This is a genomic window from Thioalkalivibrio sp. ALE14, from assembly GCF_000376845.1.
Taxonomy (GTDB): Bacteria; Pseudomonadota; Gammaproteobacteria; order Ectothiorhodospirales; family Ectothiorhodospiraceae; genus Thioalkalivibrio.
Genome location: NZ_AQXY01000029.1, coordinates 122,610 through 135,923, shown reverse-complemented (window position 1 = coordinate 135,923; position 13,314 = coordinate 122,610). Strand labels below are relative to the sequence as shown.

15 protein-coding genes are annotated in these 13,314 nt (G+C 68.2%); 5 read left to right on the top strand and 10 right to left on the bottom strand.

Features of this window, described 5'->3' with window-relative positions; translation table 11 throughout:
* Positions 1 to 20 precede the first annotated feature (20 nt).
* The 4 genes from F572_RS0110095 to F572_RS0110080 all read left to right on the top strand — a co-directional run bounded on the left by F572_RS0110095 (position 21) and on the right by F572_RS0110080 (position 5,008).
* Positions 21 to 812 carry a YdcF family protein gene (locus tag F572_RS0110095; protein ID WP_017942344.1) on the top strand — a complete coding sequence of 264 codons (792 nt, stop codon included), beginning with the start codon at positions 21 to 23 and terminating at the stop codon, positions 810 to 812.
* Positions 812 to 2,887 carry a hypothetical protein gene (locus tag F572_RS0110090; RefSeq protein ID WP_017942345.1) on the top strand — a complete coding sequence of 692 codons (2,076 nt, stop codon included), beginning with the start codon at positions 812 to 814 and terminating at the stop codon, positions 2,885 to 2,887. The genes F572_RS0110095 and F572_RS0110090 overlap by 1 nt, the downstream gene beginning before the upstream one ends.
* 88 nt (positions 2,888 to 2,975) lie before the next feature.
* Entirely contained in the window at positions 2,976 to 3,602 is a 627-nt protein-coding gene (locus tag F572_RS0110085; RefSeq protein ID WP_017942346.1) for a YdbL family protein, read from the top strand.
* Positions 3,603 to 3,640: 38 nt separating this feature from the next.
* Positions 3,641 to 5,008 (top strand): YihY/virulence factor BrkB family protein, encoded by a 1,368-nt coding sequence (locus F572_RS0110080; RefSeq protein ID WP_017942347.1) that lies wholly within the window; start codon positions 3,641 to 3,643, stop codon positions 5,006 to 5,008.
* Between the two features lie 6 nt (positions 5,009 to 5,014).
* On the opposite strand, the gene F572_RS0110075 is transcribed toward F572_RS0110080, so the two are convergent.
* A complete protein-coding gene (locus F572_RS0110075) occupies positions 5,015 to 5,446 on the bottom strand; it encodes an SRPBCC family protein (protein WP_017942348.1) in 432 nt (143 codons plus the stop codon).
* Between the two features lie 215 nt (positions 5,447 to 5,661).
* Between F572_RS0110075 and F572_RS0110070 the strand changes: the two genes are divergently transcribed.
* Positions 5,662 to 6,120, top strand: coding sequence for a hypothetical protein (locus F572_RS0110070; protein WP_026143073.1), 459 nt, complete (start codon positions 5,662 to 5,664; stop codon positions 6,118 to 6,120).
* 79 nt (positions 6,121 to 6,199) lie between these two features.
* Here F572_RS0110070 and F572_RS0110065 read toward each other — a convergent pair whose 3' ends face one another.
* The 9 genes from F572_RS0110065 to rsxA form a co-directional block, all read right to left on the bottom strand.
* The gene (locus tag F572_RS0110065) at positions 6,200 to 6,625 is read right to left on the bottom strand and encodes a DUF1841 family protein (protein WP_017942350.1); all 426 of its coding nucleotides are present in this window, start codon (positions 6,623 to 6,625) and stop codon (positions 6,200 to 6,202) included.
* A gap of 29 nt (positions 6,626 to 6,654) precedes the next feature.
* Positions 6,655 to 7,302, bottom strand: coding sequence for an endonuclease III (nth, locus tag F572_RS0110060; RefSeq protein WP_017942351.1), 648 nt, complete (start codon positions 7,300 to 7,302; stop codon positions 6,655 to 6,657).
* A gap of 66 nt (positions 7,303 to 7,368) precedes the next feature.
* Complete coding sequence (locus F572_RS0110055) at positions 7,369 to 7,806, bottom strand: hypothetical protein (RefSeq protein ID WP_017942352.1); 438 nt, start codon at positions 7,804 to 7,806, stop codon at positions 7,369 to 7,371.
* Positions 7,807 to 7,914: 108 nt separating this feature from the next.
* Entirely contained in the window at positions 7,915 to 8,616 is a 702-nt protein-coding gene (locus tag F572_RS0110050) for an electron transport complex subunit E (RefSeq protein ID WP_017942353.1), read from the bottom strand.
* The gene (gene rsxG, locus F572_RS0110045; protein WP_017942354.1) at positions 8,613 to 9,308 is read right to left on the bottom strand and encodes an electron transport complex subunit RsxG; all 696 of its coding nucleotides are present in this window, start codon (positions 9,306 to 9,308) and stop codon (positions 8,613 to 8,615) included. The genes F572_RS0110050 and rsxG overlap by 4 nt, the downstream gene beginning before the upstream one ends.
* Positions 9,301 to 10,362, bottom strand: a complete 1,062-nt coding sequence (gene rsxD / locus F572_RS0110040) for an electron transport complex subunit RsxD (RefSeq protein WP_017942355.1) — start codon at positions 10,360 to 10,362, stop codon at positions 9,301 to 9,303. The genes rsxG and rsxD overlap by 8 nt, the downstream gene beginning before the upstream one ends.
* Positions 10,362 to 12,020, bottom strand: coding sequence for an electron transport complex subunit RsxC (rsxC, locus tag F572_RS0110035; protein ID WP_017942356.1), 1,659 nt, complete (start codon positions 12,018 to 12,020; stop codon positions 10,362 to 10,364). The genes rsxD and rsxC overlap by 1 nt, the downstream gene beginning before the upstream one ends.
* A 32-nt stretch (positions 12,021 to 12,052) precedes the next feature.
* A complete protein-coding gene (gene rsxB / locus F572_RS0110030; RefSeq protein ID WP_017942357.1) occupies positions 12,053 to 12,637 on the bottom strand; it encodes an electron transport complex subunit RsxB in 585 nt (194 codons plus the stop codon).
* Positions 12,634 to 13,212, bottom strand: a complete 579-nt coding sequence (gene rsxA, locus F572_RS0110025; protein WP_017942358.1) for an electron transport complex subunit RsxA — start codon at positions 13,210 to 13,212, stop codon at positions 12,634 to 12,636. Before rsxA ends, rsxB begins: the two co-directional genes overlap by 4 nt.
* Positions 13,213 to 13,314 lie beyond the last annotated feature (102 nt).

Sequence of the window (13,314 nt, the reverse complement as noted above, 5' to 3'; positions counted from 1 at the left end):
GGCCGCGGGCGGAGACCATCGTGCTCGCCACCCTGCAGACGATCGCCGAGCACCTGCTGCTGCCGCCCGGGCTGGGTATCGCGCTGACTCTGGTGGGTGTCGCCTTCTGGCGCGCGGACTGGCGCGGTGGGCGCCCGTTGCTGGCCGTGGGCCTGCTGGCGCTCGTGCTGCCGAGCCTGAACATCGTGGCTCAGCCCCTGGCCCACAGCATCGAGCGGGACCTGCGCGACACCGTGATCGCCGTGGGCCGGGCCGATGCCATCGTGGTGCTGGGCGGAGGGCGCTGGCCCGGCCGTGGCGAGGACGGGGGGCGGGACGCCCTGAATCCACGGACCCACGAGCGCTTGCGCCATGCCGCCCTTCTGCACCGTGATACCGGTTTGCCGATCCTCGTCTCGGGCGGACGTCCGGGGGCCTTGCCCGGCCGGCGCTCCGAGGCCGAGCTGATGGCGGCCACGTTGCAGACCGATCTGGGCGTGCCGGTGCGCTGGCTGGAGAACACCTCGCGCAACACCTGCGAGAACGCCACCCACACCCGCCAGCGGCTCCAGCACAGCGACGTGGAGCGGGTGCTGGTGGTGACCCAGGCGCTGCACCTGCCGCGTGCTCTGGCCTGCTTCGAGCGCGCCGGACTGGCCGCCGAACCGGCCCCGACCGGCTTCCGCGGCCCCACCGGTGACCCGCGCCGGGTCGAGGACTTTCTGCCGCGCCTGGACGCCCTGGAGACCTCCCGTTTTGCCCTGCGCGAGTGGCTGGCGCGTCTGGCGCGCCCGCTGCGCGATCGCCTGCCGGAGCGGGGCGACCCGGCCTGATGCGCGCGTTGCGCGGTGCACCGGGCAGGATGGCCGCGGCGGCCGCGCCGGTGCTCTTCCTGCTGGCAGGGGCACCAATGGCCTCCGATGCAGCGACGACATCCGGCGGTATCCAGCTCGACCTGCAGATCGAATCCCTGTTACGCGACGACCTCGACGCACGCGGTCTGAGCACGCGGGTGCAATGGACGCGCGATGGCCTGTCGCTGGAGATCCGTGCGGAGCGTGTCGAGCTGCCTGACCCGGTCGGGACGCTGAGGCAACTGCGTGTGGAATGTGACGACCTGCGGGTCAGTCGTGCCGGTATCCAGTGCGACGCGGCGCGGCTCTGGGGGGATGCCGGGGACCTGGCGCTGCGCGGGGAGCGGGTGAGCCTGCGCTGGGGGCGCGAGGCCGGACGGCTTGAGTTGACCGGCGCGTGGCCCGGCTGGTTCGGGGCACGCGGCGACTTCCGTGTGCAGCATGACGCCTCGCGCGGCTGGGATGTCCGGGCCGACCTGCGGGGTATCGAACTGACGGCGCTGACCGCTTCCCCGCGCCTGCCGCTGGAGCTGCCCGTGCAACTGGGGCAGGGCACGGCGGATGTCGTATTGCGCTGGCGTGAACGCGGCCATGCGGAAGCGACCCTTCGGGTCCATGACCTCGCCTTCAGCGACGACCTCGGGCTCCAGGCGGGCGAGGAGCTGGATGCGCGGTTGCGGGTCGCCGGGGATGGCGGGGGCTGGGACGTGGAGGCGGCCGTGACGGCGGGGGTGGTGTTCGTCGACCCCTGGTTCGTGGATCTCGACGCCGAGGGGCCCGTCACGCTTGAGGCCCGCGGCGTAGTGGCGGACGCCGACGCCGGCTCGGTACGCACGGATTCGCTCTCGCTGGAATACGGAGCGGCGGCGGCCCTGCAGGGGCAGGACCTGGCGTTCGCCTCCGGGCACGGCCTGGAGGGCCGGATCCAGGGAGAAGTTGCGGCGCTGGGGGTGATCTACGACACCCTGTTGTCGCCCTGGTTGGTGGGGACCGCCCTCGGTGAACTGGACGTGGCGGGACGACTGGCCGGGGAGATCGAGCTGGAGGCATCGGGGCCACGCTACGCTCGCGTTGCATGGTCCGGGGTGGAGGCTCAGGACCGGCGCGGACGCTTCGGTCTGAGCGGTTCCGGGGGCGAGCTGGACTGGTCGGACACGGTGCCGGGGGGGGCGGGGCGGATCGAGGTGGATGCCGCCCATGTCTACGGGCTCCCGCTCGATGCCTTCAGCGCGAGCGTACGCGCGCGACCGCAGGGGCTGGAGTTGCTGGAGGCGACCGAGATCCCGATCCTCGACGGTGGCCTGCGGGTCGGAGCCTTCAGCGTGCAGCAGACGGAAACCGGGCCGGACGTGCAGTTCCAGGGCGGGATCCGGGCGATCAGCCTGGAGCCGCTGACCGAGGTGCTGGGATGGCCCCGATTCTCCGGGCAGGTAGCGGGAATAATCCCCCGCGTGCGCCTGGAGGACGGCGACCTGAACGTGGACGGGCGCCTGCTGGTCCAGGTGTTCGACGGCGAGGTCATCCTGCGCGATCTCTATATCCACGACCTGTTCGGCTATGCCCCGGAGCTCGGGCTGTCGACGCAGATCCAGCGCCTGGACCTGGAGCTGGTCACGCGCGCCTTCGATGTCGGGCGTATCCAGGGTCGGCTGTCGGGCCACGTGAACGATCTGGTGATGGTGGACTGGTCGCCGGTCCACATGGACCTGGAACTGATGACGCCGATGGACGATCCGGGCCGGCGCCGTATCAGCCAGCGCGCGGTGGAGAACATCACCGAGCTGGGCGGTGGTCTGCAGGCGGCGGCCTCGTCGATCTTTCTGCGCTTATTCGAGAACTTCAGCTATCGCCGCCTGGGCTTTCGGTGCGAACTGCGCGGGGACGTGTGCACCGCCTCCGGCGTCGCGGATCGTCCCGATGGCGGTTTCGTGCTGGTGCAGGGCGGCGGGCTGCCGCAGATCCAGGTGATCGGCTACAACCGGCGGGTGGACTGGCCGGAGCTGATCAACCGCCTGGCGGTCATCCAGGCCGGTGAAGGACCGGTGGTCCAGTAATGACGGGGCCGCGTTTGGTTGCCATTCAGCATCATGGTGTAGATTGGGCACATGCGGGATGGACCCGCCCGAACAAGGGATGACAGGCATGAAGGCTTTGTGGAGTGTTCCGGGACTGGCGCTGGTGTTGGCCCTGATGGCCGGCTGCGTGACCATCAATATCTATTTCCCGACTGCCGCGGCGGAGGAGGCGGCGCGCGCCATTGTGCGAGACGCGTTGCAGCTTCCGGATGCCGAGGCGGCGCCGGAGTCCGAGTCCGGGGCGCAGCTGCCGGCGCAGCCGCGTCACGCCGGCAGCGCGGGCGCCACCCCCGCCCTGGCGTGGGTGCTGGAACGCCTGGTGAGCCCGGCCGCCGCCCAGAGCCCGGACCTGCAGATCGAGACCCCGGCCATCAACCGGATCCGGGCCTCGATGCGCGAGCGGGCGCCGCAGCTGGCGCCGCATTTCCGCAGTGGGGCGATCGGTTTCGGCAACAACGCCGACGTGGTAATCCGCGACCTCTCGGATGTGCCGCTGCGGGATCGCAGCACCGTGCAGCGGCTGATCAGCGAGGAGAACTCGGACCGTGATTCGCTCTACCGCGAGATCGCCCGCGCCAACGACCGCCCGGACTGGGAACGCCAGATCCGCGAGACCTTCGCCCGGGTCTGGGTAGAGGAAGCCCCCGCGGGTTACTGGTACCAGGACCGCAACGGCCAGTGGCAGCAGAAGTAGGGCCGCGTGAGGAGGCGTCCGATTTGCGGGAGTGATGCGTGGCGGGGCTAGCCTGGGCCGAACGCCTGGACGCCCGGCGCCGTCAGCTGACCGAACTGGTCAATGACACCGACCTGTCGGCTCTTCCATGGTGGAAGGCGGTGCCGCTGGGGATCGTGCGGGGGCTGTTCGGTCTGGTGCGCGAGGTCGCCGAGGGCCAGCTCACGCTGCGCGCGATGAGCCTGGTCTACACCACGCTGCTGTCCATGGTGCCTTTGCTGGCGCTGTCGTTCTCGGTGCTCAAGGCCTTCGGCGCCCACAACGCGGTGGAGCCGTTCCTGCTGGGCGTGCTCGAGCCCCTGGGCGAGCAGGGGGTGGAGATCGCCCACAACGTGCTCGACTTCGTCGACAACATGCGCGTGGGCGTGCTCGGCTTCGTGGGCCTGCTGTTCCTCGTGTACACGGTCATCGCGCTGGTGCAGAAGATCGAGCTGGCCTTCAACACCATCTGGCGGGTGGAGAACAGCCGCAGCCTGGCCCAGCGCTTCTCCAATTACCTGTCGGTGATCCTGATCGGTCCCGTGCTGGTGGTCTCGGCCCTGGGGCTGACCGCCACGGTGATGTCGTCGGCCGCGATGCAGGCGATTGCCGGGGTCGAGCCCTTCGGCATGCTGATCACCCAGATCTCGCGGCTGGCGCCGTACTTCCTGATCATTGCCGCGTTTGCCTTTATCTACGTGTTCGTGCCGAACACCCGGGTGAAGATCCTCCCGGCGCTGATCGGCGCGGTGGTCGCGGGGTTCCTGTGGCAGAGCGTGGGCTGGGTGTTCGCCAACATGGTGGCGGGCTCCACTCGCTACGCGGCGATCTACTCCAGTTTCGCGATCATGATCATGCTGCTGATCTGGATCTACCTCGCCTGGCTGATCCTGCTGATCGGGGCGAATGTCGCCTTCTTCGTCCAGCACCCGGAATACATGAATGTGCGCGGTCATCGTCTGCGCCTGTCCGGTGCGGCGCGCGAGCGCATGGGCCTGCACCTGATGCAGCAGGTGGGCCAGCGCTTCCATGACGGCCATCCGGCGCCCACGCTGGATGAGGTCGCCGGCGCACTGGCGGTGCCGGGCAATGCCCTGGGGGCTGCAGCGCGGCGGCTGGAAGAGGCCGGGTTGCTGCTGAAGGCGGGGGAGGACGGGCAGCACCTGGTGCCGGCGCGGGATCTCGATGCCATCCGCGTGGAGGAGATCCTGGAGGCCCTGCGCGAGGATACCGATGACCACGCCATCCGCCGCCTGCGCGGCAGTACCGCGGTGGAAACGACCCTGAAGGAGGTCGATTCCGCGCGCCGCGAGCGCCTGGACGGGCGCACCCTGCGTGACCTGCTGAATGTCGCGCCTGACCCCGAACCGGTCGCCGGCTCGGCCTGAAGTCGTTCAGGGGCGCGCCGACTCGGCGTCGAGTCGCTGCTGGGCGCGGGTCATCAACTGGCCGGAGACCCGCTCCACAAGGGACTGGGCCGCGCGGCGGACGGCGGCATCCAGGAACGGGTTCAGCTTGTACTCCAGCTCGAATTCCACCCGTGTGTGGCCCTCGCCGTCGGGGCTCAGCCGGTAGCTGCCACGGTTGTGGATGCCCCGGATGGAGCGCCAGGCGAAGTGCTCGGGGGCGATGGCGCTGCAAACCTCGACGTCGAAGTCCATGCGCATCCCGGCGGCCCGAACGGTCCAGCGGTAGCAATCGTCCCCGAGACATTCGATATGCTCCACGTGGTCGCACAGCTCCACGAAATTGGGGACGTGGCTCAGCAGCTCGAAGACCCGGTCCGGTTCGGCGCGCAGGGAGGTGGTATGGCGGATGGTTCGCATGGCGGCATCGTCTTCGCTGGCAGGTGGTGAGGGGCAAGCCGTCTCTCCCTGAGAGCCTCGCGGCTTTCCGGGGTTCCCTGCAAGAGCGATCCGGGATTTTTGGGCGCCGCCGGCCCGGGCGGGCGGGGCGATCCCGTCGCCATGCCATGCCTGCACATTGATCCGCGTTTCCCCTAGGATGAATGGATTCGCTGGCGAACTCCGGAAACGACTCCATGCCCACCGTGCAAGAACACCCCGAGCCCGACTTTCTGCAACGCTTCGAGGCCGGGTCTACCGGCATCCTGTACTGGGAACAGCTGGACGCGCTGTGGGCACGTCTGCGTGAGGATGCGGATGATGGCTGGTATGTCTACGCCGTGGGCGATGCCGTGCCGACCCGGCCGGCGCCAAAAGAGACGTTCCTGCGCTTTGTTGACGAGGTCGATGCCCTGCTGCGCCGCGACCATGACGAGGATTACTGCGGGATCGTCTATGTCGACGATCGCGAAAACCCCGAATTCCTGAAGATCTTCGACCCCAACAATCTCGGCTCGAGCTGCGGCTCGTCCGGCCTGCGCGTGCTGCCGGGCTGGGTCGTCTCGCGGGTCCCGCCGGTGGACCTGGAAGTGGCCGTGCCGCCCACCGGTAGCCGCCGGCGCTGGTGGCAGCGGTTGTTCGGTTCGGCGCAATGAACCGGTTGCGGGTCGCGCTAGAGGTTGTTGCTGGATCGCTGGGGTCTGGATCGGCCACCGGTGGCGGTCGAGCGCGAGGCTAGCGCGACGCCAGGCGCTTGAGGCACTCGAGGTAGGCGTTTTCGTCCGGCGCGGCGTTGCTGCGCTGGGCCTCCCACAGGGTCTGGCCGAGGCATTCCATCATCCGGTGCTCGGCGTCCATCACGCCGAAGCGGGCGCACAGCCCCTGGTGCAGGTCGCGGATCCCGGCCGGGCGGTCGGTGCGGGCCTGGTCGCGCAGGCTCAGGTGCATCGCCATGTGCAGGAAGGGATTGGAGGTGCCGAGTTCGGGCGGGAACTCGCCGGTCAGCGCGGTCTCGCGGTCCTTCAGGTACTCGTGGTATTCAGGGTGTTCCGAGATCACGTCCACCAGCTGCTGTTCCAGATCGGTCAGGGGCTCGCCGGCCTGGGCCTTCTGCCAGGCGTCGACGAACTGGGTGCGGATCTGGTCGCGATTGCCGTACATGGGATGTTCCTTGAAGGGGATCGGTTCGTTCAGATGCCGGCGGGCGGCGGGGTCTTGGCCTTGTATTCGCACAGGTCGGCGATGGGGCAGCGCCAGCACTCCGGCTTGCGCGCCTTGCAGACGTAGCGCCCATGCAGGATCAGCCAGTGATGGGCATCCTGCAAGTAGGCCTTCGGGGTCAGGCGCATCAGGCGCTTCTCCACCTCCAGCACCGTCTTGCCCGGGGCCAGGCCGGTGCGGTTGGCGACCCGGAAGATGTGGGTGTCCACCGCGATGGTGGGGACGCCGAAGGCGGTGTTGAGGATGACGTTCGCGGTCTTGCGCCCGACGCCGGGCAGGGCCTCCAGCGATTCGCGGTCACGGGGGACCTCGCCGCCGTGGCGCTCGACCAGCATGCGGCAGGTCTTCATTACGTTCTCGGCCTTGGCGTTATACAGGCCGATGGTCTTGATGTGTTCCTTGAGGCCGTCGAGGCCCAGCTCGAGGATCGCCTCGGGCGTGTTGGCGACCGGGTAGAGGCGGCGCGTGGCCTTGTTGACGCCGACATCCGTGGCCTGGGCCGACAGGATGACCGCGATCAGCAGTTCGAACGGGGTGGCGTAGTCGAGCTCGGTCGTCGGCTCGGGGTTCGCCGCCTTCAGGCGCTCGAAGATGGCTTCACGCTTCGCGGCGTTCATGAATGCGGGAGCTCCAAACAAACCGGCCCCGCGTCGCGGGGCCGGCAACTCGCGTAACGGCGTTGCTCAGACGTGGCGGAAAAGACCGACATCCGGCGCGGCGTCGCGCGGGTTGGACTCGGCTTCCTTCTCCAGATCCTTGATCAGCTTGGAGTGCTTCTCTTCGAGATCGTGCATCGCTTTCTCGTCCATCTTCGGGAAGATGACATCCCGGATGAACGAACCCAGCTCGTCCAGGCAGCTCGGCCAGTACTTGTCGTTCAGGTGGAACGCGTGATGGGCGTGGGTCCCCATCGGGTAGCTGTCGAACTTGCGGATCATGGTGTAGGACAGGTCGCTGTCCTTCTCGACGAAGTCCTTGGCGAAGTCGTACCACCACTTGTAGTACTTCTCCTGCAGGTCGTCGTTGAACCCGTGGTTCTCGAAAAAGGCGGCGATCGTGCCGCGCGGGGCGAGGCCGTAGCGCGTGCCGCGCTTGCCAGCAAACGGGAAATGTCCAGCCATGCCAATCTCCTGGGACGTTTGAGTGTCCGGGGCGTGCGGCCCCGGTAGAACGAATTCGTGGCGCCGGAAGTTTACCGGCTGACGGCCAGGAATCAAGGCCGGTCGGGTTCAGGCGTTGTCCGGGGCGGTTTCGGATTCGGTGGCGCTCTCGTCGGCACTGGGCGCGGGTTCGGCTTCGAACTGGCTGTCGATCCAGTTCTTGGCGGCGATCAGCAGGCCCATGGCCATGAAGGCGCCCGGTGGCAGCAGGGCCAGCAGGAAGCCGTGCTCGGACGGGTAGAGCTGCAGGGTCATCCCGTGCCCCCACTCGCCGAACAGCAGGTGCGCATTGGCCATCAGGGTGCCCTGGCCGAGGACCTCGCGAAGGGCGCCCAGGGCGATCAGAACGCCGGTGAAGCCCAGCCCCATCATCAGCCCGTCGAGCGCCGCGCGCGGGACCGAATTGCGCGAGGCAAAGGCCTCGGCGCGGCCAATAATGGCGCAGTTGGTCACGATCAGCGGGATGAAGATCCCGAGGATCAGGTACAGCCCGTGGAACCAGGCGTTCATGGCCAGCTCGATCGCGGTGACGATGGACGCGATAATCAGCACGTACACCGGGATGCGGATCTCCGGACGCGCGTGGTTGCGGATCAGCGAGACCAGCACGTTGGACAGCAGCAGGGTCAGGGTGGTCGCAATGCCGAGGCCGATCGCGTTGACCATGGTGCCGGAGATGGCCAGCAGCGGGCACAGGCCCAGCAGCTGCACCAGCCCGGGGTTGTTGTGCCACAGGCCGTCGCGAATGATGTCGGTCAGGGTCGGGTTCATCGGCTTGCCTCGTCATCCCCGCTGGCTTCGGCCTGCGGGAGCGGTTCCACTACGGAGCCGCTGGCGTCGGGCCGGGTGGCCAGCAGTTCGTCGCGGTGTTGGTCGAAGTATTTCAGGGTGCGGTAGACGGCGCGAACCACCGCACGCGGGGTGATGGTGGCCCCGGTGAACTGGTCGAAGACGCCGCCGTCCTTGCGCACCCGCCAGTCCTCGGCCGGCGGGTTGCCCAGCGAGCGGCCGTCGAAGCCGTGGATCCAGTCGGAGCGCTCGGCCTCGATGGCATCCCCCAGCCCGGGCGTCTCGCGATGCGCGGAGACGCGCACGCCCTGGAGTTCGCCGTTCCGGTCCAAGCCGATCAGCAGGTGAATGTCGCCACTGTAGCCGTCCGGGGCAACCGCCGAGAAGACGATGCCGACCACATCGCCGTCCGCATCGCGGGCGAACCAGGCGGGCAGGTGGTCGCCGCCCAGCAGTTCATGGCTCAGGTTGGCGGTGTCGTGGACGGGATCGTTGCGGTAGTCGAGTTCCCCGGTCAGCTCCGCAATGCGGTTGCGGTTGACCGCCATGCGGTTGTCCTCGATACGCGCCTCGGTGGCGTTCTGGACCAGGGCGACGATCCCTGCCCCGGCGGCGGCAAAGCCGGCGAGCAGGGCGGTGGCCAGCAGGATGTCGCGGGGCTTCAGGTCAAGCATGCCCGTCCCCCGGCGGCGGGCCGCGGCGCGAGCGGCCGAAGATGCGCGGGCGCGTCAGGTGGTCCAGGGTCGGGGCGACCATGTTCATCAGCAGCACGGCGAAGGCGACCGCGTCGGGATAGCCGCCCCAGGTGCGGATCACGAAGATCAACAAGCCGATGCCGGCCCCGTAGAGGATGCGCCCCAGGGGGGTGGTAGAGGCGGAGACCGGGTCGGTGGCGATGAAGAAAGCGCCGATGATCACCGCCCCGCTGAAGACGTGGAATGCGGGGGAGGCGAAGGAATCCGGGTCCAGGATCCAGAAGAAGCCGGCCGGGATCGCCACGCCCAGGATGACGGCGACCGGGATATGCCAGTGGATAATGCGCCGGAACAGCAGGTACAGCCCGCCGAGCAGGAAGAAGTTGCCGATCCACTCCCAGCTGCTCTCGCTGAAGCTGCCGAACATCGGGCTTGCCGTGATCTCGCTGACCGTGCGGCCGGTGCCCAGGCCCTCGCGCATGGCGTCCAGGGGCGTCGCGCGGGTGATCGCGTCCCAGTCCATGGCGGCCGGCAGGCTGCCGGTGAGGACGGTCTGCAATGTCTGGCCAAGGCCCAGCGACATGTCGGAGAGGGTGTCCGGTGCGGGCCACAGGGCCATCTCCCGCGGGAAGGAGACCAGCACGACCACGTAGCCGACCATGGCCGGATTGAACGGGTTGTAGCCCAGCCCGCCATAGAGGTGCTTGGCCACGATGATGGCAAAGGCGATGCCGATCAGGGTCACCCATATGGGGGTCAGTGGCGGTACGGCCAGGGCAAACAGCCAGCCGGTCACGATGGCCGAGTTGTCGCCGAGGGTGGTCATGACCGGGCGCTTGCGGGCGGCCACGATCGCGGCCTCGAAGGCCACGGCGAACAGCACGGCCAGGACCACATTGACCAGTACGCCCCAGCCGAAGAACCAGGCCATCGCCAGGGTCCCCGGGACCAGCGCCATCTGGACCTGCTGCATCACCCCGCCCACGGAGTGAGCCGGGATCATGTGCGGGGAGGATTCGGTGCGAAAGCGCATCAGCGGCTTTCCGTGTCCGTGGAATGGGATTCGCCGGACCGGGCCGCTCCCGCGTCGTTTTCAGTATCGGTCGGGGCCGTATCGGCGGACTCGGACTTGTCATCTCCGGTGGCACCGCCGGCCCTGGCGGCCTTGCGCGCACGGGAGCGCTCGAGCGCGGCCTGGATGGCGGCCTGTTTGTCGCTGTCGCCACCTTCCTCGCCTTCCTTCTTCTTGACCGCAGCCTTCTTCTTGGCCAGGCGCTCGGCCTTCTCGCGTTCCTCGCGTTCGATGCGTTCCTGGCGGAACTCGTAGCGTTCGCGCGCGATGTCCGACTTCTGGCGTTCCTTCTCCCGCGCCCAGATCTCGTTCTTGGCGTAGCGGTAGTACTGTACCAGCGGGATATTGCTGGGACAGACATGCGCACAGCAGCCGCATTCGATGCAGTCGAACAGGCCGTAGTCCTGAATCGCGTCGAAATCCTTGGCCTTCGCCTGCCAGTAGAGCTGCTGTGGCAGCAGCTGGGCGGGGCAGACGGCCGCACACTCGCCGCAGCGGATGCAGGGCATCAACGGCCCCGGGGGCGGGGTGTCCTGGGGGCGGGTGGCGAGCAGGCAGTTGGTGCCCTTGATCACCGGGATCGCGTCGTCGTGGACCGCAAAGCCCATCATCGGGCCGCCCATCACCAGGCGGTCCACGCCCTCGGCGTAGCCACCGGTCGCGGCGATCACGTCGGCAAAGGGCGTCCCGAGCAAGGCCTCGACGTTGCGAGAGTGCTGCACGCCGGGCCCGGTGACGGTGACGATGCGCGACAGCAAGGGGCGGCCCTGGATGACGGCGTCGCAGACCGACTTGAAGGTGCCGGGATTGTTGCAGACCATGCCGAGGTCCGCCGGCAGGCCGCCACTGGGGACCTCCTGGCCGGTCAGGACCTTGATCAGCTGGCGCTCGCCGCCGGTGGGATAGAGCGAGGGGACCGAAACGAGCTGGACCAGGTCGCGCAGCTCGCCGGGGAGGTTCTCGGTCAGGGACCGCATGGCCTCGGGCATGTTGTCCTCGACCGCGAACAGCACCCGATCCACGCGCAGCAGATGGGCGACGATCCGGATGCCCTCGAAGACCGCCTCCGGGGCCGTGCGCAGCAGCATGTCGTCGGCGCTGATGTAGGGTTCGCACTCGGCGCCGTTCACGATCAGGGTGTGGATGCGCTGGCCCGCACGCGGGTTCAGCTTGACCGCGGTGGGGAACGCCGCCCCGCCCAGCCCGACGATGCCGGCATCACGGATGCGCTGGCGCAGCCTGCGCGGATCGCGGGTATCCCAGTCGAGCCACGGCTCCATGCGGTTGTCGCCCCAGTCGTCCTGGCCGTCGGTCTGGATGACGATGCAGGGGGCGCTGAGACCGGAGGGGTGGGGGACGGCGTGCGGGGCGATCTCGACCACTTCGCCGGAACTGGGCGCGTGCACATGGGCGGCGATGTAGCCCTTGGACTGGCCGATACGCTGACCCTTGGTGACGTGGTCGCCGACCGCTACGCAGGGCTCCGCCGCTTCGCCGATGTGCTGGCCCAGCGGGACAATCAGCTGCGACGGCACGCCCATCACCAGCACCGGGTCGCGGGTGCTGGCTGCGGTCTCGTCGGCCAGTTTCAGGCCCCCGTGGAAGCGATGCAGCTGCATAAGGGTATTCTAACGGTTCGTGGCAACCCGGCTTAGCCGGGTGCCCGCGAACCGTCCGCGATGGCGTGGATGGGCCGCTCGATGGGCGAGGGTTCCGGCTCCGACCAGCGCCATTCGGTGATGTCGGTGCCGACCGGGACCATGGTGATGCAGTCCACCGGGCAGGGCTCGATGCACAGCTCGCAGCCGGTGCATTCCTCCTCGATCACGGTGTGCATCTGCTTCGCGGCCCCGAGGATCGCGTCGACCGGGCAGGCCTGGATGCACAGGGTGCAGCCGATGCAGATGTTCTCGTCAATGATCGCGACGGCCTTCTCCTGCTCTTCCTCCTCCAGCGGGGTGGGTTCGCGGTCGAGCAGGTCCGCCAGGGCCTGCACGGTGGCCTGACCACCGGGCGGACAGCGGTTGATGTCCGCCTCGCCGGCGGCGATGGCCTCGGCGTAGGGCCGGCAGCCGGGGTAGGAGCACTGTCCGCACTGGGTCTGCGGCAGCAGGGCGTCGATCTGGTCCACCACCGGGTCGGACTCGACCCGGAAGCGCTGGGCGGCAAAGCCCAGCACCAGCCCGAACGCGGCCGCGAGGCCGCCGATCGCCAGGATGGCGTAGAGCACACTCATAGCCGCACCAGCCCGGAAAAGCCCATGAACGCCAGCGACATCAGCCCGGCCGTGACCATGGCGATCGCACTGCCGCGGAACATCACCGGCACGTCGGCCACCGCGATGCGCTCGCGGATCGCGGAGAACAGGATTAGCACCAGCGAGAAGCCGACCGCCGCACCGAAGCCGTAGAGGGCCGATTCGACGAAGTTGTGTGCCTCCTGGACGTTGAGGAGGGCCACGCCCAGCACCGCGCAGTTAGTGGTGATCAGGGGGAGAAAGATGCCCAGAACGTTGTACAGCAGCGGCGAGGTCTTGCGCACCACCAGCTCGGTGAACTGCACCACGGCCGCGATCACCAGGATGAAGGCGATGGTGCGCAGGTACTCGAGCCCGAGCGGGATCAGCAGGTATTCATTGATCACATAGGAACTGACGGCGGACAACGTCAGCACGAAGGTCGTGGCCAGGCCCATGCCGGTGGCCGTCTCGACCTTGCGCGAGACCCCCATGAACGGGCACAGGCCCAGAAACTTCACCAGTACGAAGTTGTTCACGAGGATCGTACTGATGAGGATCAGGACGTATTCCACGAAAAATCCGAGTCGTCAGGTCAACAACACAGTATCGGCGACGGGCCGTGCCCGCTCAACCCTGCCCATTACGGGGCGATTGCCTTGTTCGACCGCAAAAGC

What these genes read in the sequence shown, in the direction of transcription:
- F572_RS0110050 (WP_017942353.1), bottom strand. Translation starts at nt 8,616, where the DNA reads ATGAACCCGACCCTGACCGACATCATTCGCGACGGCCTGTGGCACAAC.
- rsxB (WP_017942357.1), bottom strand. Translation starts at nt 12,637, where the DNA reads ATGAGTGTGCTCTACGCCATCCTGGCGATCGGCGGCCTCGCGGCCGCG.
- F572_RS0110090 (WP_017942345.1), top strand. Translation starts at nt 812, where the DNA reads ATGCGCGCGTTGCGCGGTGCACCGGGCAGGATGGCCGCGGCGGCCGCG.
- F572_RS0110070 (WP_026143073.1), top strand. Translation starts at nt 5,662, where the DNA reads ATGCCCACCGTGCAAGAACACCCCGAGCCCGACTTTCTGCAACGCTTC.
- F572_RS0110075 (WP_017942348.1), bottom strand. Translation starts at nt 5,446, where the DNA reads ATGCGAACCATCCGCCATACCACCTCCCTGCGCGCCGAACCGGACCGG.
- rsxG (WP_017942354.1), bottom strand. Translation starts at nt 9,308, where the DNA reads ATGCTTGACCTGAAGCCCCGCGACATCCTGCTGGCCACCGCCCTGCTC.
- rsxC (WP_017942356.1), bottom strand. Translation starts at nt 12,020, where the DNA reads ATGCAGCTGCATCGCTTCCACGGGGGCCTGAAACTGGCCGACGAGACC.
- F572_RS0110085 (WP_017942346.1), top strand. Translation starts at nt 2,976, where the DNA reads ATGAAGGCTTTGTGGAGTGTTCCGGGACTGGCGCTGGTGTTGGCCCTG.
- nth (WP_017942351.1), bottom strand. Translation starts at nt 7,302, where the DNA reads ATGAACGCCGCGAAGCGTGAAGCCATCTTCGAGCGCCTGAAGGCGGCG.
- F572_RS0110065 (WP_017942350.1), bottom strand. Translation starts at nt 6,625, where the DNA reads ATGTACGGCAATCGCGACCAGATCCGCACCCAGTTCGTCGACGCCTGG.
- rsxD (WP_017942355.1), bottom strand. Translation starts at nt 10,362, where the DNA reads ATGCGCTTTCGCACCGAATCCTCCCCGCACATGATCCCGGCTCACTCC.
- F572_RS0110055 (WP_017942352.1), bottom strand. Translation starts at nt 7,806, where the DNA reads ATGGCTGGACATTTCCCGTTTGCTGGCAAGCGCGGCACGCGCTACGGC.